The organism is Archangium sp. Cb G35 (assembly GCF_001896145.1).
GTDB classification, from domain to species: domain Bacteria; phylum Myxococcota; class Myxococcia; order Myxococcales; family Myxococcaceae; genus Archangium; species Archangium violaceum.
The window spans coordinates 540,264-559,743 of record NZ_MPOI01000008.1; the positions used below are offsets into that span (position 1 = coordinate 540,264).

Sequence of the window (19,480 nt, forward strand, 5' to 3'; positions counted from 1 at the left end):
GCCGTGGGGCCGCAGCTGCTGAAGGTTGTGACGGCGCAGGTGCCGGATCCGACGAAGGCATTGAGCGCGGGAGTCAAGACGCTCGATGGGGGCGCCAAGTCCGTCAAGGCGAGCGCGACGACGCTCGGCAAGCTCTGGGCGATGGTGAGCCCGTACATCGTCTGGATCCTGGCGATCGTCCTCGTGGCGTTCCTCGTGTACGCCACGGTGAAATGGATCCTGCCGTGGTGGCGCCGCCGGCGCGCCGGTGCTCCGGCCTCCAGCGGCCCGCCGCCCATGGACTCCAACCGGCTGCTGCGGGTGCGCCAGGCCTTCCTCTCCGGGCTGCCCTGGGCCAACCGCGCCGCCGTGGTGGATCTGCCCACCGTGGTGGTGCTCGGACCCGCCGGTAGCGGCAAGACGGAGCTGATCGGCCTGGACGTGGACTGGCAGCGCCAGGCCCGCCAGTTCCTCCCCAGCTACACCGCGGACGCGCTGCTGCAGGTGTACCTGGGGCCCGACTGCGTGGTGCAGGAGGTGTCCGCCCCGCTGTTGGAGGATGAGACGCTCGCGGCCCGTGGCGCCCTGCGCAAGATGTGGCGCAAGTGCTTCAGCCACCGGCAGAAGGGCCTGTCGGTCATCGCCCTGGACGTGCGCTGGCTGGCGGATACCCCGCCCGACGAGCAGCGCCGCATGGCCCAGCTGCTGCGCGGCAAGCTCAACATCATGTCCGAGACGCGCGGGGCTCCGGTGGAGACCCGCCTGTGTCTGACGCACATGGACGGGCTGGAGGGCTTCGAGGACTTCGCCCGGCTATTGAAGAAGCACGGCGTGCCGCTCTCCTTCGAGATCCCCAAGGAGGGACAGGAGGGTCGGCTGGCGTCGCTGCTGGAAGGGCAGGAGCAGTACCTGGCCCTGGGCCTCACCTCGCTGCCGGTGGACGACTTCGAGCGCCTGGAGCATTTCTACTCCCAAGGCGGACGCTCGTTCTCCGCGCTCGGCCGCTTCGTCTCCGCGCTGCTGGAGGGCGACACGCTCTCCTACAAGCCCCGGCTCACCCGGGTGTACTTCTCCTCCCGCACGCCCGAGGCGCGCGCCAGCGACACCCTGTCGGTGTTCGTCGAGGAGAGCTCCACCCAGTCGCTGCGCCAGCACTACCTGCGCACCCATATGCACCGCGCCGCGCTGATCGCCGCGGTGGGCTGTCTGCCGGTGGTGGCCGCGTACGTCCATTTCTACTCGCTGCTGGGCGAGGCGCAGGAGGAGTTGCAGCGCTTCGAGAATACGGTCACCGAGCTGCGCGAGCAGGGGCTGGAGGGCAGGGGAGAGGTCGTCGAGCAACAGGTGAACGAAGCGGCGGACGCACTGCTTCATCTCAACCGGGCCACGCGCTGGTGGCCGCCGCTCAGCACCAGCTTCCCGGATGAGATGCTGGATCTGCGTCAGCGGCTGGCCCGTGGCATCCGCGAGAGCCACCTGCGGCCCTCCCTCACGCAGTGCAGCAAGCGGCCCCAGGACTGCCGCCCCGAGCAGGTGCTCTACCTGCTCGCCACCCTGCATGCGTCCAGTGGGGACAGCCTGGGCACCTTCGTGAGTTCCAGCGTCCAGCCCCATCACTCGCGCCACCTGCTCCAGCTGCGCGATGGCGAGGACGGGACGGCGGCGGCCTCCTCCAACATCGAGAAGCGCCGCACGTGGATCTCCGCGCTGGATCTGCGCGAGCCCCTGGTGGCCACCTACGTCCTCGCCAGTGACGAGCCCTGGGAGCGCTCTCCGCCCTGCCGCCGCGGGGCCGTGCAGCTCTCCAACAACGCGGACGAGGATTGGTCCTGCTGGCCCTACACGCAGCGGCTGACGTTCGAGAGCCAGCTCAAGCCCTGGGTGGATCACTTCCTGTTCCTGCGGCAGACCCTGGAGGCCGGGCCCAAGGGGCTGGTGGATCTGGAGCTGCGCCGCGAGGAGCGCGAGCGGCTGCAGGCGCAGCTGGCGGACCTGGACGTCTATGTCGCGCTGCCCACCGTGCTCAACCTCTTCGACGCCTCGGCGGTGCAGGTCAACACGCGCCAGTTCGAGGGCATCGAGACCACCGTGCAGGTGCTCGACTGGCTGAGGACGAACCGGGACACGCTCGCCGCCGTGCTGCGCATGGAGGAAGAGGCGTACGCGGGTTTCCAGGCCGTGGAGAAGATGACGCCCTCCGAGCTGCTCACCCGCGATGGTCTCTGGCTGACGGGCGAGAACAAGGGCCCGTACCGCATCGAGCTGCTCCAGCAGTCCTTCGAGTTCCGCCCGCCCCAGTTGTCGAGGGATCTCCTGCAGGCCCTGCTCGACTCCTACGAGAAGAGCGGCCGGCTTTCGGTCGCCGCCCATGCCTCCGTGCGCGATGGGCAGATGGTGCTGACCCGGACGCCCTTCGAGGCGGATCTCAAGCCGCTGGTGGATGACTTCACCCAGCGCCTGAAGAACGCCCAGCTGCCGATGGAGGAGACCGCCAAGCGCGAGGCCTACGTGCAGAAGCGGGTGAACATGTTCTCCCAGGGCTACCGCGACGGGCTCTTCCACACCATCCGCGGCTACCACTTCAACGTGCCGCGCAGGCAGTTGCTCGACTCGCTGGCCCGGCTCACCCAGCCCTCGTCGGAGCAGGTGGACATGCTGCGCGACGTGGCCACCCGGGCCAACCTCGATCCGCTCGAGGGGCCCTATTACGAGCCGCTGCGCAATGCCGTGGCGCCCTTCCGGCCCATCGTCCAGCTCATGACGGCGGACAAGAGCGGCTTCTATGCCGCGCTCGCCCCGTACCAGGCGCTGGTGGCGCAGATGAACGACGAGCTGGACGCCGTGTCCAAGAAGCCCGGCCAGGACAAGGCCGCGGGCGGTGACAAGGCGGCGGCGGGTGCCGCGGCGGCCCCCGCCAAGGACAAGAAGGCCCCGGCCGGGGAGGAAGAGGGAGAGGGCGAAGCGGCGCCGCAGGACGGCACCGCGGAGCTCGCGGACATGATCACCCCGCTGGAGAAGGTGGCCCTGTCCATGCTGCTCGAGGAGGAGGGCTCCTACCTGCGCAAGGCCCAGGAGTGGCTGGACTCGCAGGGCATCACCGGCGAGCTGCGCCAGCCCTTCCTCGAGCCCTTCCTCCAGGTGCAGAAGCTGGGCAAGCAGGAGCTGGAGGCCACCCTGGCGCGCCAGTGGGAAGAGGCCACCGGGCGCATGCTGCGGCCCATGCTGGAGCGCTACCCCTTCAACCCCGACTCCAAGGAGGACGTGGATCCGGGCGAGCTGGAGGTGCTGCGCCGCAAGGACGGTGCCTTCTGGCACTTCGTGGACCAGATGTTCTCCCGCGTCGCCATGGAGCGGGGCACCCAGTGGTCCCTGCGCGGCCCCCTGCGCGAGAAGCTCTCCATGCCGGACGAGCTGCTGCTGTCCCTCAGCCGCCTGTCCCGCCTGTCCAAGCTGCTATGGGACGACGAGGGCCGGCCCCGGCCGCTCATGTTGAAGGTGCAGCCCCAGCCCCTGCCCGCGCCGCCCATCACCGGCGTCTTCGTCACCATGTCCTCCCTCAAGTGTGGGAAGACGACCGCCTATGGCTTCAACCAGAGCCCCACCTGGCAAGAGTTCCCCTTGAGCTGGTGGGATCAGCAGGTGTCCTCCATCGTGCTGGAGATGCGCTCGCCGGCACGCGACGCGCCCCAGTACCTGTCGTTGCCGTGGAACCGCTCGGCCTGGAGCTGCTTCCGCCTCTTCGAGGAGGCCACCCTCACCAGCGATCAGCGCCGCCAGTGGAGCCTCGCCCTGCAGGGCAACAACGTGGGCAAGCGCGGTTTGGAGATCAGCTTCGGCCTCAAGGGAGACCCCTGGGTGCCCTTCCGGGAGGTGCCGCGATGAGCGCACGCATGTATCGGCTGACGGCCCTGGCGGCGCTCGCGCTGCTCAGTGGCTGTGCGGCCAGTCAGATCAGTCTCAACGTCAAGTCGCCTCCCGGCACCAACCTGGGCCGGCCCATGTACATGCTCGTCCGGCAGGTGGACCCCAAGCAGTACGCCAACGAGGCCTACTCCGAGGTGGCCTCCAAGGTGGGCGCCCCGGACAACACCGTGCTGCAGACGTCCGTCATCTATCCGGGCACCATCCAGCGCTTCCAGGTGAAGGCGCCGGCGGAGGGGGCGTTGGCCGTCTCCTTCCTCTTCACCGCCCCGGATGGCAACTGGCAGCTGCTGCTCAGCCCGCCGGTGACGAACGCGGTGGACATCGAGCTGACCGTGAGCCGCATCCTCAGCAACTCGATCCCTCCCGCGCTCCCCCAGGATCAGCAGGCCGCCGCGCCCGAGGGCAAGCCGCCCGAGGGCCCCAAGCTGCCGGAGCTGCCCAAGGAGATGCCCAAGCTGCCCGGCCTCCCCGGCGGCAAGTAGCTCAGGCGGCCAGCGCGCGCACCTGGGCGTCGAGCCCGTCCATCAGCTTCTCCACCCAGGTGCGGGCCTGATTCAACGGCTCCTCGAAGAGGGTGGTCTCCGCCAGGGACTGCTCGATCTTGTCCATCGGCGCGAGCAGCTGCTCCCGGGCCGCGTCCACCCGGCCGGCCATGGCGTCGATCTGCGCCGCCGCCTCGTCCATCAGCGTCCCGGCCTGTTGCGCGAGGGGAGAGAGCAGCTGATCCACCCGCTGGGTCAGCTCGGTCTCGATGCGCTCGCGGGCCTTGTGCACCTCGCCGAGCGCCTGCTCCACCGACGTCCGGGCCGTGTCGAGCCCTGTCTTCATCTGCTGGCGGGCCGCTTCCACCTGCTGCTCGACCGCCTCGCCCACCTTCTTCATCTGCCCGGCGGCCTGCGTCACTCCCGCCTCGAGGTTGTCCTGGAGGAGCGTGAGCTTCTCCTTCACCTGCGTCTTCAGCTCCTCCACGCGCGCGGAGACCTTCTCCACCATCGCCTCCACCTGCTTCACCACCTGATCCCGGGCGGTGGCGATCTGCGCCGTCACCTGCACCACGAGCTGCTCCACCTGCGTGACGGCCTGATCGATGGTGCTCTGCACCGACTCCAGCAGGGTGCTGATCTGCTGCACGAGCTGATCCTGCAGGGCCTTCACCTGCGTGATGGCCTGCGTCTGGAGCTGCTCCACCTGGGTGATGAGCTGATCCTGCAGTGCCGTGATCTGCTGCCCCACCTGGTTGGAGATGGCCGTGAGCTGGGTGGAGATCTGTGACACCACCTTGCCGATGGCCTGCATGGCCGGGTCCACCAGAGGCTTGGGCAGATCCGAGGCGGGGATGGCCTCCAGCATCTGCACGGCCTTGGCCAGCACGGACTCCAGCGTGCCCACCAGCGTCTTGTAGAGCGTCTGCAACTGCTCGAGCTTCTCGGGCAGCAGGGCGAAGAGCGCCGACAGCTGCTTCTCCAGCTGGGCGATGGTCTCCATCAGCTGATCCAACACCGAGAAGGCGGTGTCGATCGTCTGCTGCACGGGTTTCTGGATGGACTCGAAGGTGGCGAGCGCCGTCTGCATCAGGGCGTCGATGGCCTGGCTGCCCTGGGTGATGAGCGTGTCGAGCTGCTGCTGGATCTGCTCGATGAACTGCTCCACGGCCTTGATGCCGTTGGCCAGCTGTTGCACCTGATCGGCCAGGGCCTTCTCGAGGGTGTCGAGCACCTGGTTGAGCTGATCCCGCCCCGTCGCGAGGGTGCCGCCGACAGTGGTTTCCAGCACCTGGAGGAGCTGATCGGCCGTCTCGGTGGCGCTCTTCAGCGTGGTGCGGACCGGCTCCAGTCCCGCGCGCACCTGCCCGATGAGCCGCCGGGCCTCTTCCTTCGAGGACTCGCTCGTCGCGTGCACGGTGTCGTGGAGCCGTTGCAGGGCCGTGGAGGGCGTGGCGATCACCGCGTCGATTGCCTTGTCGAGCCGCTCGGCCTCCTGGCCCACCAACTGGCGGACCTGCACGGCCGGGGCGAGCACCAGCGCCGTCACGCTCTCCAGCTTCGTGGCCGCGCCCTTCAGCTCCTCGCTCACACGGGTGCGGACCTTGTCGAGCTCCTCCTGGAGCTGTTTCTCGCGGGCCTCGAGCTCCTTGATCGGCTTCTCCAGCTCCTGCTCCGCCTGGGCGCGCAGCTTCTGGTAGTCCTCCTGGAGCTGCTTCTCGCGCTCCTCGAGCTTCTTCGTCTGCTGCTGCACCTGATCGCGCAGCTTCTGGATCTGCTCCTGGAGCTGCTTCTCGCGGGCATCCAGCTGCTCGGTGGCCTTCTTCACCTGCTCATCCACCTGCGCGCGCAGTTTCTGGAGCTCCTCCTGGAGCTTCTTCTCCTGGGCCTCGAGCTGCGCGGCCGCGCCCGGATCCGCCTGCTGCACCTGGGCGCGCAGCTTCTGGAGCTCCTCCTGGAGCTTCTTCTCCTGGGCCTCGAGCCCCGCGGTGAGTTTCTTCACCTCCTGCTCGGCCAGGGCCCGCAGCTTCTGGAGCTCCTCCTGGAGTCTCTTCTCCTGGGCCTCGATCTCGGAGGTGATCTTCTTCACCTCCGCTTCCACCTGGTCGCGCAGCTTCTGGTACTCGCCCTCGAGCTGCTTCAAGCGCTCGTCGAGCTTCGCCTTGAGGGCGTCCTTGCGCTTCTTCAGCGCGGCGAGCAGCTCGGTGGAGAGGGACTGGCAGCGCGTCACCACGTCCTGCCCCAGCGTGTCGAGCTGCTGCACGAAGGACTGCTCCTTGTCCTTCACCGTGTTTTCCAGCGCCTGGAAACGCGAGGAGACCGCGGGCTCGATGGCCTTCACGGAGCCACGCACCCGGCCTCCGGAGGACTCGAGCTTCTCGCGCAGGGCGAGCACGTCGTCCGCCGCCTTGTCGAACCTGGACCACAGGGCCTTCACTCAGGGCTCCATCTGTGCCAGCTCGGCATCCAGTGCATCGATCTGAGTCGAGAGCTCGCCACCGAACGCCTCCACCTCGGGACGCAGCGAGCCGATGGCCGCTTCCACCTTGCCCGTGAGGGCCTCGACCTCCGTGCGGATCGGCTCCAGGCGGGCCACCACGCCCGTGCTGAAGGACTCCAGCTCTCCGCGAAGCTCCGCTACCTTGCTGATCAGTTGCTTCATGGGTCCGCTCCGTCCCCCGGTTCCTTGCTCACCGCAGCTTCTCGAGGGCCGCCTTGGCCTGCTCCGCCGCGCTCCCCAACTCGCTCACACCCTGGGACAGCCGGGAGGTGGCTCCCTGCAGCCCGCTCTTCGCCTCGGCCACCTTGGCGCCCACTTCCGTGCGCGCCCCGGTGAGCGCCGCCTTGGCCTCGGCCTGGGCGCTCTTCATCTTCGCACGCACCGAGGCCATCGCGCCCTGGTAGGCGGCGGACGTCTCGCCGATGGCCCCTCCCACCGCTGTCGTGAGGTCCCCCTTGGCTGCCTCCACCTGTGGGGAGACATCGTAGGTGGGAGTGGGGGCCGCGCCGCTCTGCGACTCCTTCACCTGGATGAAGAGGTTGCCCTCCTTCATGCGGATGACCTGGGTGTCGCCCCCATTGGTGCGGAGCATGCGCCACACCGGCTTGTCTTCCTGGAAGTCGTGGGTGAAGGCCGTCTGGCTCGACTTGTTCCAGCCCAGGAGGATCTGATCGCCCTGTCCGTCCTGGGGCGTACGCACGCCTTCCTTCCAGTCGAGGAAGCGATCGAACTCGGCATGCGCGAAGTGCAGTGCCACCAGCACCCGCGTGTTCTTGTACGGCGGGAAGAAGAACTGGCCCGGGAAGTGGATGGGCTCGGCGGGCACGCTCACCGTCTGGTTCCACAGCGGCACCGTCATCCTGAACCAGGCCAGTGACGTCTTCTCGTCCTCGACGATGAGGTAGCGCCTGTCCTGGGGCTCGCCGCCGGGGCTGTGCACCAGGGCCTCCACGTGGATGGGGTAGTGCGGCGCGCGGAAGGCGGGCAGGGTAACCAACGGCTCCGAGGCGGACTCCAGCCGCGCCGACATCGTCATCTGGTACTGGGCCTGGAGCGTCTGCTGGTTGTCGTGCTGGCCCTCGCTCGTGGCATGGGCCTCCAGCTCCAGCTCCAGCACCCGGTGGTCCTCGCCGAGCCCCGTCATCGGCGCGGGCCACAGCGAGCCCTCCATGCGCACCAGCGCGCCGGGATGGACGGGCACCGAGGGGAAGTCCTTGAAGGACACGTGAAGCTGGCGCTGGCGCACCTGCAGGCGGGTCTTCTCCAGCTTCTGCCGCTGCTCGACCTGGGAGGTGATGGGGTTGCGCAGCAGCACGTCATGGGACACGCCCGTGGCGGCCTGGGGCTGCGCGATGGGCGTGGTGGTGGGCCCGTTGGCCAGCGCGTTGAGCACGCGGGTGCCGTGGCGGATGGGCGGCGGCAGCTTCGTCTCCACGTGCGCCACCTGGTGCCGATCGATTGGCGCCGCCGTGCCCGAGGGCTTGCTGTCGGCCAGCAGGTACTCGCTCTTCTGGGTGTCGTAGGCGAAGACGCCGTTGTGCGCGTGCACGTACCAGAGGACGAAGTCGTAGAAGCTCACCCCGGGGGCATCCGCGCCCACCGCGAGGCACAGCATCTCCTGCTTCTGCCTCAGCGCGGCCCAGTCGTAGGAGAGCTGGAGGCTGGCCTTGTGGGCCTCGAGCACCTCCTGCATGGACATGTCCGTGTGCAGCTCCACGGGGCGGTGCTGGCGCCAGAGCACCTGGGCGGCGTCGGCGAACTCGAAGGTGTAGCGGCGGAAGACGCGCTCGGACTTCTTGTCCTTGCCGTGGGGCTCGGCGATGAGCCGGCGGCTGCGGGCGAGGCCCTGCACCACGAGCGGCGCGGGCGGCGTGTCGATCGCGTGATCCACCGCGGCCACGGCCAGCCGCACCTGGACGAGGTCCGGCTTCTGGAAGGCGGTGAAGAGCGGCGCGTCCTTCTTCTCCATCGAGGTCCAGAAGGTGACCGAGGCGGTGAAGCCATGGCTGGCCAGGCGCACGGCGAGGTGCGTGATCTGACCTCCGGGAATGGAGAACGACTTGCCGCCAATGGTGAGCGTCAGCTCGGGCTTGAGCTCCTCCTGGAATGCCGTCCTCACCGGGTGGTGTCCTCCCCTCGGGCAGGGTGCCTGGGCCCATCATCGCACATCCCCGCCACATCCGTCCCCCGTCAGGCCCACCGGCTGTCGTATCCCCTCGTACTTCTCAGTGCCTACCCGCTTGGGGTACGAGGCACGGACCATGAAGACACGCTCTGGAATCGTGTGGCTCCTGCTGGCCCTCGGAGGCATCGCGTCCGCCGAGCCCGTGAAGTCCACCTCGGCCGACCTGGATGGTGATGGCAGACCGGAAGCCATCTCCGTGCAGTGGGCCGATGGCGATGCGCAGTTCACCCTCAAGGTGGGCGGTGCCACCCTCCGGGGAAAGACGAACGAGGCCGAGGTGCGCGGCGTGTCCATCGTCGACCTCGATGGCGCCGACAAGTGGAAGGAAGTCGCCGTCGACATGGGGCTCACCGATGACGATCACCGCAGCATCGTCTACGGCTTCGACGGCAAGGCGTTGAAGGAGCTGGGCAGCACCCACGCGCTCACCGAGGTGCGCGGCAACGGCATCGTCCTCTCCGACTCGTGGATGGGCTTCTGGACCCGCCGCGAGAAGTACGTCCTGGATCGCAAGGCGTGGAAGCTCAACCCCGTCCCCCAGGAGGTCTACTTCGTCGGCGCCGAGGCCACCGTGAAGAAGACCTTCCCGATCGTGCGCAGCAGCAAGGACAAGGCCGTGGTGGCCAATCTGGCCGAGGGCTCGAAGATCCAGGTGCTCGCCGCCATGCCCGTGAGCCCCAAGGGTCCGGACTACTGGTACCTCGTGAAGTCCTCCACCGGGCTGCTCGGCTGGACCCGCCAACAGAACCTCCAGGACCTCACCGAGGGCCTGCCCTGGGCGGGCTGAGCACCGGGGCCGTTCTTCAAGCGCGCAGCGGCAGGGTGAACTCGAGCTGCACGTGCGTGCCCGCGAGCTCGGGCCGTAGCGAGGCGAACACCTGGACGGCGCGCCCGCTGTTCCCCGCGGGCACCACCTTCCCCTGGAGCTGACAGGCCCGCCCGGCACCTCCCGTGGGGAGGAACGCCTCGGCGGCCCGGGTGAAGACGGCGGACACCGCGTCCTGGCTGGCGCCCGCGGGGAGGCGCTCGGCGATCTCCTCGGCGAGGCGGACGATGCGGCCGGTGAGCAGTTGCGCGGGCAGCGGCGTGGCATCCCGGCCGCCGTACACGGTGGGCGCCGCCGCCAGCAGCACGGCGTTCGAGTCCCACCAGCCTCCCACCCCCCCCACGCCCCGCGCGGCCAGTTGCTGCTGTTCCCGCAGGGAGAGGCCCACCTCGGTCGCCACCGGCGAGCGTCCGCCGGGCCGCCACACGGCGGGGGCACGCGTCCCGCTGCCCGCTCCCACCAGCCGGCCGAAGGTGCGCGTGTCGCGGAAGCTCGCCGCCAGCAGGGCCGCCATGGCGAGCGCGGGGCTGGTGAAGCACTCGCGGTGCACCTCCCCGTGCTGCTCGGCCATCATCACCACGGGATTCTGGGCGGCGCACAGCCAGCGGGAGGCCTCGTCCGCGCGCAGCCGGTTCCACGCCTCCGACGCCGGCGCCTCGCGGACCGCCACCACCAGGGGCAGACAGGCCTGCTCTCCCAGCGCCGCGAGACGATGCAGGGTCTCCACGTCGTCGAGGGTGTCCAGGAGGAAGCACGCATCGGGGCGCTGAAGGGCGGGCACGTCGATGCACCGCGTGAGCGCGTCCACCACCTGGTGGGGCTCCACGTCGAGCACCTCGATGTCCATGCCCGAGGAGGCGGGGCAGTGCGTCCACAGCCAGTGCAGCCCACGCCAGGCGGACTCCAGCCGCGCCACCCGGGGGTGCTGGAGGATGTCCCGCGCGGTGCCGAAGAGGGCCTCCTCGATGATGGCGAGCGCGGCGTCACGGGCCTCCTGGGGCGAGTCCGTGTTCCGGAGGGCCTCGGCCAGCGCGGAGGACAGCAGGCCCGGGCCCAGGCCCTGCTCGAGGCGGGCGGCCTCCTGGGGACCCAGGCCCCTGGCGTTGGAGAGCGCCTCGCGGACGGCGCGCAGGGTGCGCAGATCCGGCAGGGCGTCGATGACGGCGGAGAGCTGGAAGGCCTCCAGCCCGTCGAAGGTGAGGGTATGGGAGCACGCGTCGCCGGAGCCGAGGCGATCCCGGATCGTGACGCTCAACCCGCTCCCGGCGTGTCCGAGCTGCTCGGCGAAGGAGGCATCGGTGAGGAGGAACCGGCGGCCCGAAGGGGAGGGGAGGAAGGCCCCGGCGACGAGCCAGCGCACACGTACAGGGGTTGCGTCCATGAGACCTCCGCTACGCGCTCGCCCGCTCACTCCGCTGCTCGGGGACGAGGGGCAGCTCCAGCGTGAACGTAGCCCCCTTTCCCGGTCCAGGGCTGTTCGCCCTCAGCGAGCCTCCCAGCTCCTGGGCCGCCAGGGCACTGGAGTGCAGGCCGAAGCCGTGCCCCTCGCTTCGGGTGGTGAAGCCATATTGGAAGATGCGCGTGAGCATCTCCGGCGCGATGCCCACGCCATTGTCCTGCACCTCGATGTGGATCCGCCCGGCCGTGGAGCTTCCCAGGCTCACCGTCAGGAGCCGCTGCCCCGGGGGCACCGGATCCATGGCGTACTTGGCGTTGCTGATCAGGTTCACGAGGATCATCAACACCTTGTGCTTCTCGGTCTCCACGGGAGGCACATCCGCCAGGTGGCGCTCCACCTGGACGGAGTGGCGGCCGAGCGCGGCCTGGTTGATGCGCAGTGCGTCCTCCACCAGCTCCCCCAGCTGCACCGGCTCGAACATCTGCTGGGGCGTCCGGGCGTAGCGCTGCTGCAGCTTGACGATGGCGCCAATGTGCTCGGTGTGCCGGCTGATGTCGCCGAGCAGCGTCTGGAGCTCCTGGCGCTCCTCCTCCATGTGCTTGCCCAGCCGGATGAGGTAGGGAAGCGCGTTCTTCCCGCGCTCGTCCTGGGTGAGGAAGGTGGAGAGATCGGAGCGGTGCGACTCGAGCAGCTCCGCCAGCTTCTGCAAGCTCTCGAGCTTCAGCGCGGCCAGCCGCTCCCGGGCCAGCAGCGTCGAGGTGAGGACGCTGTTGAGCACGTTGCCCACGTTGTGCAGCACGTTGGTGGCGATCTCCGCCCGGCCCACCTGCCGCGCGGTCTCCACCAGCTGCCGGTGCACGTCCTGGAGCTCCCGGGTGCGCTCCTCCACCCGCTGCTCCAATCCCTCGTTGGCCAGGCGCAGTGCCTCCTCGCGCCGGTGGATCTCCCCGGCCATCCGCTGGAAGGCGGTCGCCAGCTGCCCCAGCTCGTCGCCGCGCGAGGTCTCCAGCTGGACATCGAAGTCACCGGCCTCCAGCCGGCCGGTGGCCCGGGTGAAGCCGAGCAGCGGGCGGGTGATCTGCTGCTTCAGCACCCAGTACATGATGGCCAGCTCCAGCAGCAGCGACGCCACGCCGAATCCCAGGACGTAGCGTGCCGCCTGGAACGCGCCCGCGGACACCACCTGCTCGGACAGCACCGTGACGATGAACCACCCCGGGCCCTTCAACCGGTCCACGGCGAGCAGCTCCTCGTACTCCGGGAACTCCAGCACGGACTGGTCCGGAGGATGTTTCTTCACCCCCTCGAAGATGGCGTGCAGGTGGGCCCGCTGTTCCGGGGTGCCCACGTACGCCGCGGCATCCTCCGGAGTCCCGGTGTTCTTCAGGATGTCGTAGACGCCCTCTCCGCTCCTCATCCTCATCTCGGGGTGGGCGATGAGCTGGCCATCGTCGCGGAAGAGGATGTTGTAGGCCCCGGGCATGTGGTTGTTGATGGTGCGGGCCATCAGATCGTTGAGGAGCAGATCATGGGTGATGGTCGCCACGTGGCGGCCGTCCACGTCCAACGGGGTGGCGAGCGTGACCATCCAGGTCTGGGTGGGGGGATCCTCGTAGATGCTCGTCCAGGCGGACACCCGCCGCGGGTTGTTCGCGGGCAGCCCGAGCGCGTAGTACTCGAAGTCCTTGAGCGAGAAGGTGGCGTCGAGGTCCTGGAAGTAGTTGGCCCCCTCCGGCCAGTACCCCGCCACGGCTCCCTCCGGGAGGATGACGCCGGAGGTGGAGAAGCGGACGTGGAAGGCGGGGGCGTACTCGGCGGTCACTTCGTAGGCGGCCACGAGCCGGCGGCGGAAGTCGGCATCCGCCGTCACGCCCGGGGGCACGAAGACGCCCGGCATCCGCGTGCCATCGAAACGCTCGGGGCGGTTGCGGATCGTCCCATCGGGGCGGAGGGCGAACAGGCTGTCGAACCGGGTGTCCACGTCCTCCTGGCTCAGGGTCTGGATCCGCTCCGCCAGGGCCTTCTTCATGGCGGCGTGGTTGTCCTCCGCCAGCACGAAGAGGGCCTGCTCCCGCTGGCCGCGCTCCGTGACGTTGCGCTTCAACTGCACGAGGGCTTCCTCGCGCAGGGTGTAGAAGATGTGGAGGTAGCTGAAGAAGGTGGTCAGCGCGATGATTACCGCGATGCGCACCCCCATGCTGATGAGCGTCGAGCGGGCCAGGGAGGACCGGGCGGGGATGAGGGACTCGTGCTGTCTGGCCATGGGGGTGCTCGGCCTGCTCAGGGGGTACTGAGAGGATCCGCCGGGTTGCTTCCCGCCGCCCGCTCGTCTCCGTCGAGGAAGCCGTCCAGATCGCGATCGATACCGAGCCGCAGGCCCGAGCCCGGAGGCGTACAGGTGAAGGTCAGCGCCGAGTCCGCGGTGGACACCTGCTGGCGAAGGACCGTGTCCGTCATCTGTAGCTTGAGCTGCCGGTCGGGCTTGAAGTGGCCCCCCTGGTAGAAGAAGCCCACCTCGATCAGGGCGATCCGGCCCTTGGCCACCAGGTCGCACTCGCCCGCGTTCGCGCGCGCCACCAGCAGGCTGATCCGCGGGGCCACCACGGACGCGTTGCCGAGCGTGAGGGTCACCTGCTGGCCGACGATCGGCGCCAGGTTGGTGTCGAAGGCCAGCAGGAACTGCTCCATGTCCAGCTTGGCCTGGTAGCCCTCGGGCCCCTCCGGGATGCCCACCGAGTTGAAGATCGGGTGGAAGTCGAAGCCGCTGTTGAAGCGGAACAGCGTGTCGATGGAGCCGTCGCTGTTGAAGCCGAAGCCGCGGATCTGATCACCCATGAAGCCATCCGCCGGGGTGAAGCCGAAGTCGTAGCCCACGCCGAACATGCCGACCTTCTGGTACATGTTCCGCAGCTGCGGCGTCTTGGGGAAGAGCGCCGTGGCGACGAAGCTCGGGCGGCCGTCCGTTCCGAAGAAGCCCTTGCCCACCGGGCCCTCGCCCGGGTTGGCGTTGGGATCCAGCGTGTGGCAGGAGTTGCACGAGCCGTGGAAGAAGCTCGTGGTGTTGAAGTAGAAGTCCCGCCCGCGCTGCTGCGCCGCGGTGAGCGAGTTGTCGAGGTTGCGCACCGGGTTGGGCGGGTACCTCACCTGGAGCATGAAGCCGGTGAACTGCTGCATCTCCGCGGCGGAGAGCTGCGCGTTCCTGCCGAGCAGATCCACGAACGCCGGGTTGAACTGCTTGAAGGCCTCGGCCTCGTTGAAGGCGCCGCTGTCCGGCTGGGCGTTCGGCGCGGTGTAGCCGCCCGTGCGGTCTCCACGCCAGTGCATGGGTCCATGGTTCGACATCCCGCGCAGGCTCTGGGTGGAGAACGGCCCCTTGATGGGATGGAAGTTGGGATCCTGGCCGAAGGTGGGATCGTTGCCGAACTCGGGCGGCACCGGGACGATCGGGTTCGGGTTGACCTTGTAGAGGGCGTCCGGGTTGCCGAGGTTCCACACCAGGCTGTCGAAGTCGCCGAAGATGTGGCAGCTCGCGCAGGACGAGTCGCCGTGGCTCGAGCTGTTCTTCGCGTCGTAGAGGAACGGGCGTCCCGCCACCACGCTGGCCGGCTCGGGGTTGTGCATCTTCAGGTGGGCGATCTCCTGGCGCGTGGTGGTGTTGATGACGGAGATGCCGTTGTCGAAGCGCGTCAGCACGTACATGCGCCCGCTGCTCTCATCCAGCACCATGCCCGTGGGCCCGCCACCGCTCACGGAGATCTGGTTCGTGGTGCTCGGCACGAAGGTGTCCGCCTCGAGCGCCGCGGTGGAATAGACGCCGATCTTCGAGGAGCCGAACGCGGCCACGTACAGCGTGGTGCCGTTGGAGCTCACCGCCATGCCGAGCGGCTGCGCGAGGCTCTTGTCGTTCTCCGCGTTGGGGAGGGCCGCACAGCAGGCGGCGTAGTTGATGTGCTTGTTGAGGTGCCGCGGAGCGACACCCGTGGAGCTCAGCACGGAGATGCGGCTCTCGTGCAGGTGGCCGCGGAGCGTCTCGCCCGCCAAGGTGCCGGGGCCCTCGAAGCGCAGATCATTCCGGGCCTCGGTGTTGCTGACGTACACCTTCCCGTTCACCGGGTTGACGGCCATGTTGAAGAGGATGGTGCCCACGCCGGTGTAGAAGCCGGCCGTGCCCGCGAGCTGCGCCGGCGGGTTGGCGTTGGCGTCGATGACGAACACGTCCTTGTCCGGCAGGGAGAACTTCACCTTGTCCGTCCACGGGCGGCCGAGGCTGTCCACCCAGTCCGTGCCATTGAAGTGGACGAGCACGGAGGACTCGGGCGCCGGCTTGCCCTCGGCGTTGACGTTCGGCCCCGGGACTCCCCCGTCCGTCTCGCCCCCGTTGGGCACGAGGATCTCATGCACCACGGTGGAGCGGTTTCCGGAGTGGAAAGCGGCGGCGTAGACGCGCGAGCCATCCGGCGTCACCGCGAGCGCGCGCGGGGTGTCACTGAAGAGGGTGATGATCTTCAGCGGGTTGCCGCCCAGCGAGGCGCCCAGGTTGTTGGAGTCGAAGACCCAGACGTCGGCGCGGCCCACGCCCGGCGTGGTGAACTGCGGATCGAACGGGACGTTCTGCCCACGGTGGGCGGCCGTGATGAAGGCGCGGCTCTTCGTGGGGCCGGCGAAGACGATGTCGCGCGGCTCGTCACCAACGAGCAGCGTCCGCACCACGGTGCCGGCGCGCCCGTACGTGTTGTGCCGCACGATGCTCACGCTGTCGGACAGGTGGTTGACGACCCAGACCTCGCCATCGGCGCGCGCCGCCACCGCGACGGGCTCGAGCCCCACGGGCACCGAGGAGACATGGGAGAGGGCTCCGGCCGTCACCTTGAAGATCTCCAGGCGGTTGTCCGGGGTGTTGACGGCGTAGAGGAACCCCCCATTGGGAGACAGCGCGAGCGGCCGCACCTGCCCACTCTCGAAGAGAGTGAACGATGAGGCGGACGCCTCGTGACCCGCAACCGCTCCCCCCAGGAGCACCATCGCGAAGAGAGCTGCTCTCAGACGATTCCAGCGTGATGTCAGACGGTTGGCTTCCATGACGACTCCATACAGAAGGACTGAAAGAATCCTTTCCAACAAGAACCCGCTCGACGTCAAGTCAGGTTACCAGAGCACACTTGACAGCGCCTGTGTCCCTTGGGACCCGGGAGTGGGATGACCCGGGGGAGTCCGCCATGGGCGCGGTGGCGGGCGCGCGCTAGCCTCCGCGCGCATGAGCACCCGGCGCATGTTTCCCATGCTGTCCACCGAGAACCTGGAGCACGCCCTCGGCTTCTACCGGGGGCTGCTCGGCGGCACCGAGACGTACCGCTTCCCCGAAGACGGGCCACCGGCGTTCGTCGTGCTGAGACTGGGCGAGTCGGACATCGGACTGGGAGCGCTCTCCCCGGACAGCCGGCCCCTGCATGGCCAGGCCCAGCGCCCGGCCCTGGGTCACCGCATCGAGTTGTGCGTCTACGTGGACGACGTGGATGCCACCATCGAGCGCATGAGGGCGGGGGGCGTGCCCATCCTGCTCGAGCCCACTGAGCAGCCGTGGGGCGAGCGGGTGGCCTACGTGAGCGACCCGGACGGCAACCTGGTGATGCTCACCCGCGAATAGCTCACGCCGAGCGCCGGGGCTCCTCGTCCGAGGGAAGGGGCAGGGGCTCTTCCTGTTCCGGGAGGCCCGGCGAGCGGCGCTCGAGCAACGCGAGCACGGCCGGGAACAGCACCGTCGTGCCCAGCGAGGCGCACACCACCCCCAGCAGGGCGATCTCCCCGATGGAGCGCAGCCCCGGGTGACGCGCCGTGAGCAGCGCCCCGTAGCCCGCGGCATTGGACAGCGTGGCCACCACCGCCGCGACGCCCGTGGTGCGCACCACGTGGGACAGCGAGCCCGGCCCCTCCTCGCGGTAGCGATGGTAGAGATGCACCGCGTTATCCACGGCGATGGCCAGCAGGTTGGGCAGCACCACCGCGTTGATGAAGTTGAGCTTGAGCCCGTACAGGTGCATGGCCGCCGGCAGACACGCGAGCCCGAGGTACAGCGGCCCGGCCACCAGCGCCGCCCGGCGCACGCTGCGCAGGCTCAGCGACATCATCGCGAACACCGCGAGCGCGGCGGCCAGCAGCAGCCAGGGGCCATCCACCCTCACCAGCTCGAAGATGCGGTAGGCGATGAGGTTCGGGTCGAGCACCTGCACCTCCAGGCCCCGGGCCTTCGCCACCTCGCGCAGCTCGTCCATCTGCACGCCGAAGCGGTGCAGCGCGTCCGTGTCGGAGAGGGATTCCCGCTTGAAGGCGAGTACGAAGGTGCCCTGGCCATCCAGCGCGGTGAAGCGGCGGCGCACCTCGGCGGGCAGCTCCTCCACGCCGTAGGGGCGGGCATTCAGCAGGGACTCCAGGCGGCGCAGCCCGGGGCCCACCCGCTCCGAGTCCCAGGCACTCACGGGAATGCGCTCGAGGAACGCGCGCAGCGCGGCACGCTCCGCCTCCACGTCCTCGCCCGTGCGCGGCAGGAAGTCGCTGAGCGACACCACCTCCGCGAAGGTGCGATCCGCGCCATGGCGGGCCTCGAGCTCACGCAGGGCGGCGGCGAGCTGGCCGGCGCGCGAGACGTCCTCGGCGAGGAAGATGGTGGGCGAGTGGCGCCGCCCCAACTGGGCGATGATGTGATCGTCCAGGCGGGTGGCGGCGAACTCCCCGCGCAGCTTGCGCATGTCGGGCTCGAAGCCGATGGAGCCCACCACCGAGGCGGACCAGGCGGCCAGCGCGCAGACGCCCACGACGATGCTCACCAGCACGGCGCGGGACAGGTGCGGGGCCTCGCGGCGGGGCCGGGCCGGCAGGGGCAGCTCCGCGCGTCCGGGCCGCAGCCGCTCCGTGAGGGCGATGAGCGCGGGGCCGCTCAGGTACGTGGCCAGCACGGTGAACATCACGCCCGCGGCGGCGATCCACCCGAACTGGGCGAAGGCCTGGAACTGCGCGAGCGTGAGCGCGGCGAAGGCCGCGGCGTTGGTGCAGGCCGACGTCAGCGCGCCCTTCCACGTGCCCAGCACGGCCTCGACGAGCGCCTGCGCGGCGGGGTGCTGGCGGCGCTCCTCGCCATAGCGCATGGCCAGATGCAGGCCGTACTCGATGCCCAGCCCGATGAGGATGGCCACGAGGAAGCCGGTGATGATGTTGAGGTAGCCGATGGTCTGCTGCGCCATCGCGAAGGTGACGAGCAACCCCACGCCCACGGGCGCTCCCACCACCACGAGCGAGGAGAGCCGCCGGCAGGACAGGACGACGATGAGCGCCGCGATGGCGCACGAGAGCATCGAGGCACGCGTGAGATCCGCGCGCATCCTCCGGTCCTCCTCGAGCCGCAGCACGTGCGCGCCCGTGGCGTCCGTCTGCACCCCGGGGAAGTCCCGCGTCACCTCGGCGCTCGTTTCCCGCACCCGCGTCACCAGGCGCTGGGCGAAGGGGAGATCCGCCGCGACACCCGAGGGCTTCACGAAGAGGTACAGCTCGCTGCCGTCCGCGGGGCTCAGGTACTCGCGCACGGCGGCGGCGCGGGGCGCGTAGCGGCGGGCGAGCTGTTCGATCGAGGGCGGTGGCGCCGCGTCCTCGGGCTCCGTGAGCACGGACATGGCGGCGCGCCGCTCCGCCCGGAGCATGGACTCGAGATCTCCTCGCAGGGCCCGCAGCTGCTCGGCGGGGAGCAGGAGCAGGGCGCGCTCCTCGAAGAAGTGCGTGTCGTAGTGGAACTCGACGTAGCGGACCTCCTCCAGGGCCTCCAGCCGCGGCGCCAGCGCGTGGGCGAAGCGGCGCAGCGTCTCCGGGCTCCCACCGCGGGCCCGCAGCACCAGGTAGCCGTCACCGCCGGCCTTCTGGGACACGGCCTCCAGCTCGCGCACTTCCTGGGTGTGGGCCGGGAGCAGCTCCACGAAGGAGCCCCGGAACACGAGCCGCGAGGCGAGCACGCCCGAGAGCAGCGCCGCCGCCACCACCCACGCGAGCACGAGCCCGGGCCGCCGGTACGACAGCCGGGTGAAGCGCTCCATTCCACTGTTGAAATCGAGACGCACGTGCAAGGACCCTCACAACCCCCCGGCATTCGCCCGCGTGTGTCTCACGAATGCGGGGCGAGCCCAAGCGTCGCGAGCGCCCTGAA

General features: G+C 69.3%; 11 protein-coding genes. 4 read left to right on the plus strand and 7 right to left on the minus strand.

Annotated elements, in window-relative coordinates:
- Positions 1-3: 3 nt before the first annotated feature.
- Positions 4-3,861 (plus strand): type VI secretion protein IcmF/TssM N-terminal domain-containing protein, encoded by a 3,858-nt coding sequence (locus BO221_RS26200; protein WP_073563213.1) that lies wholly within the window; start codon positions 4-6, stop codon positions 3,859-3,861.
- Positions 3,858-4,385 (plus strand): hypothetical protein, encoded by a 528-nt coding sequence (locus BO221_RS26205; protein ID WP_233166263.1) that lies wholly within the window; start codon positions 3,858-3,860, stop codon positions 4,383-4,385. Before BO221_RS26200 ends, BO221_RS26205 begins: the two co-directional genes overlap by 4 nt.
- A gap of 1 nt (position 4,386) precedes the next feature.
- Here the strand turns inward: BO221_RS26205 and BO221_RS26210 are convergent, their stop codons facing one another.
- The 3 genes from BO221_RS26210 to BO221_RS26220 are packed head-to-tail and all read right to left on the minus strand — an operon-like array spanning position 4,387 to position 9,004.
- Entirely contained in the window at positions 4,387-6,822 is a 2,436-nt protein-coding gene (locus BO221_RS26210; protein ID WP_073563214.1) for a hypothetical protein, read from the minus strand.
- Complete coding sequence (locus BO221_RS26215; RefSeq protein ID WP_073563215.1) at positions 6,823-7,047, minus strand: hypothetical protein; 225 nt, start codon at positions 7,045-7,047, stop codon at positions 6,823-6,825.
- A gap of 28 nt (positions 7,048-7,075) precedes the next feature.
- Positions 7,076-9,004 carry a hypothetical protein gene (locus tag BO221_RS26220; protein WP_073563216.1) on the minus strand — a complete coding sequence of 643 codons (1,929 nt, stop codon included), beginning with the start codon at positions 9,002-9,004 and terminating at the stop codon, positions 7,076-7,078.
- Positions 9,005-9,146: 142 nt separating this feature from the next.
- Here BO221_RS26220 and BO221_RS26225 point away from each other — a divergent pair, with 142 nt between their 5' ends.
- Positions 9,147-9,857, plus strand: a complete 711-nt coding sequence (locus tag BO221_RS26225) for a hypothetical protein (RefSeq protein ID WP_073563217.1) — start codon at positions 9,147-9,149, stop codon at positions 9,855-9,857.
- Positions 9,858-9,873: 16 nt separating this feature from the next.
- Here the strand turns inward: BO221_RS26225 and BO221_RS26230 are convergent, their stop codons facing one another.
- Genes BO221_RS26230 through BO221_RS26240 form a run of 3 tightly spaced genes read right to left on the minus strand, consistent with a single transcriptional unit; the run spans position 9,874 to position 16,374 of the window.
- Positions 9,874-11,277: a type VI secretion system contractile sheath domain-containing protein gene (locus tag BO221_RS26230; RefSeq protein WP_073563218.1), complete on the minus strand. Its 1,404-nt coding sequence runs from the start codon at positions 11,275-11,277 to the stop codon at positions 9,874-9,876.
- A gap of 10 nt (positions 11,278-11,287) precedes the next feature.
- Positions 11,288-13,558 (minus strand): PAS domain-containing sensor histidine kinase, encoded by a 2,271-nt coding sequence (locus BO221_RS26235; RefSeq protein WP_083681375.1) that lies wholly within the window; start codon positions 13,556-13,558, stop codon positions 11,288-11,290.
- A gap of 17 nt (positions 13,559-13,575) precedes the next feature.
- A complete protein-coding gene (locus BO221_RS26240; protein WP_073563220.1) occupies positions 13,576-16,374 on the minus strand; it encodes a hypothetical protein in 2,799 nt (932 codons plus the stop codon).
- A gap of 190 nt (positions 16,375-16,564) precedes the next feature.
- Between BO221_RS26240 and BO221_RS26245 the strand changes: the two genes are divergently transcribed.
- Entirely contained in the window at positions 16,565-16,939 is a 375-nt protein-coding gene (locus tag BO221_RS26245; protein ID WP_233166264.1) for a glyoxalase/bleomycin resistance/extradiol dioxygenase family protein, read from the plus strand.
- Position 16,940: 1 nt separating this feature from the next.
- Here BO221_RS26245 and BO221_RS26250 read toward each other — a convergent pair whose 3' ends face one another.
- On the minus strand, positions 16,941-19,394 hold the full coding sequence (locus BO221_RS26250) for an RND family transporter (RefSeq protein WP_233166265.1): 2,454 nt from the start codon (positions 19,392-19,394) through the stop codon (positions 16,941-16,943).
- Positions 19,395-19,480 lie beyond the last annotated feature (86 nt).

What these genes read in the sequence shown, in the direction of transcription:
- BO221_RS26205 (WP_233166263.1), top strand. Translation starts at nt 3,858, where the DNA reads ATGAGCGCACGCATGTATCGGCTGACGGCCCTGGCGGCGCTCGCGCTG.
- BO221_RS26215 (WP_073563215.1), bottom strand. Translation starts at nt 7,047, where the DNA reads ATGAAGCAACTGATCAGCAAGGTAGCGGAGCTTCGCGGAGAGCTGGAG.
- BO221_RS26225 (WP_073563217.1), top strand. Translation starts at nt 9,147, where the DNA reads ATGAAGACACGCTCTGGAATCGTGTGGCTCCTGCTGGCCCTCGGAGGC.
- BO221_RS26230 (WP_073563218.1), bottom strand. Translation starts at nt 11,277, where the DNA reads ATGGACGCAACCCCTGTACGTGTGCGCTGGCTCGTCGCCGGGGCCTTC.
- BO221_RS26235 (WP_083681375.1), bottom strand. Translation starts at nt 13,558, where the DNA reads ATGGCCAGACAGCACGAGTCCCTCATCCCCGCCCGGTCCTCCCTGGCC.
- BO221_RS26240 (WP_073563220.1), bottom strand. Translation starts at nt 16,374, where the DNA reads ATGGAAGCCAACCGTCTGACATCACGCTGGAATCGTCTGAGAGCAGCT.
- BO221_RS26245 (WP_233166264.1), top strand. Translation starts at nt 16,565, where the DNA reads ATGTTTCCCATGCTGTCCACCGAGAACCTGGAGCACGCCCTCGGCTTC.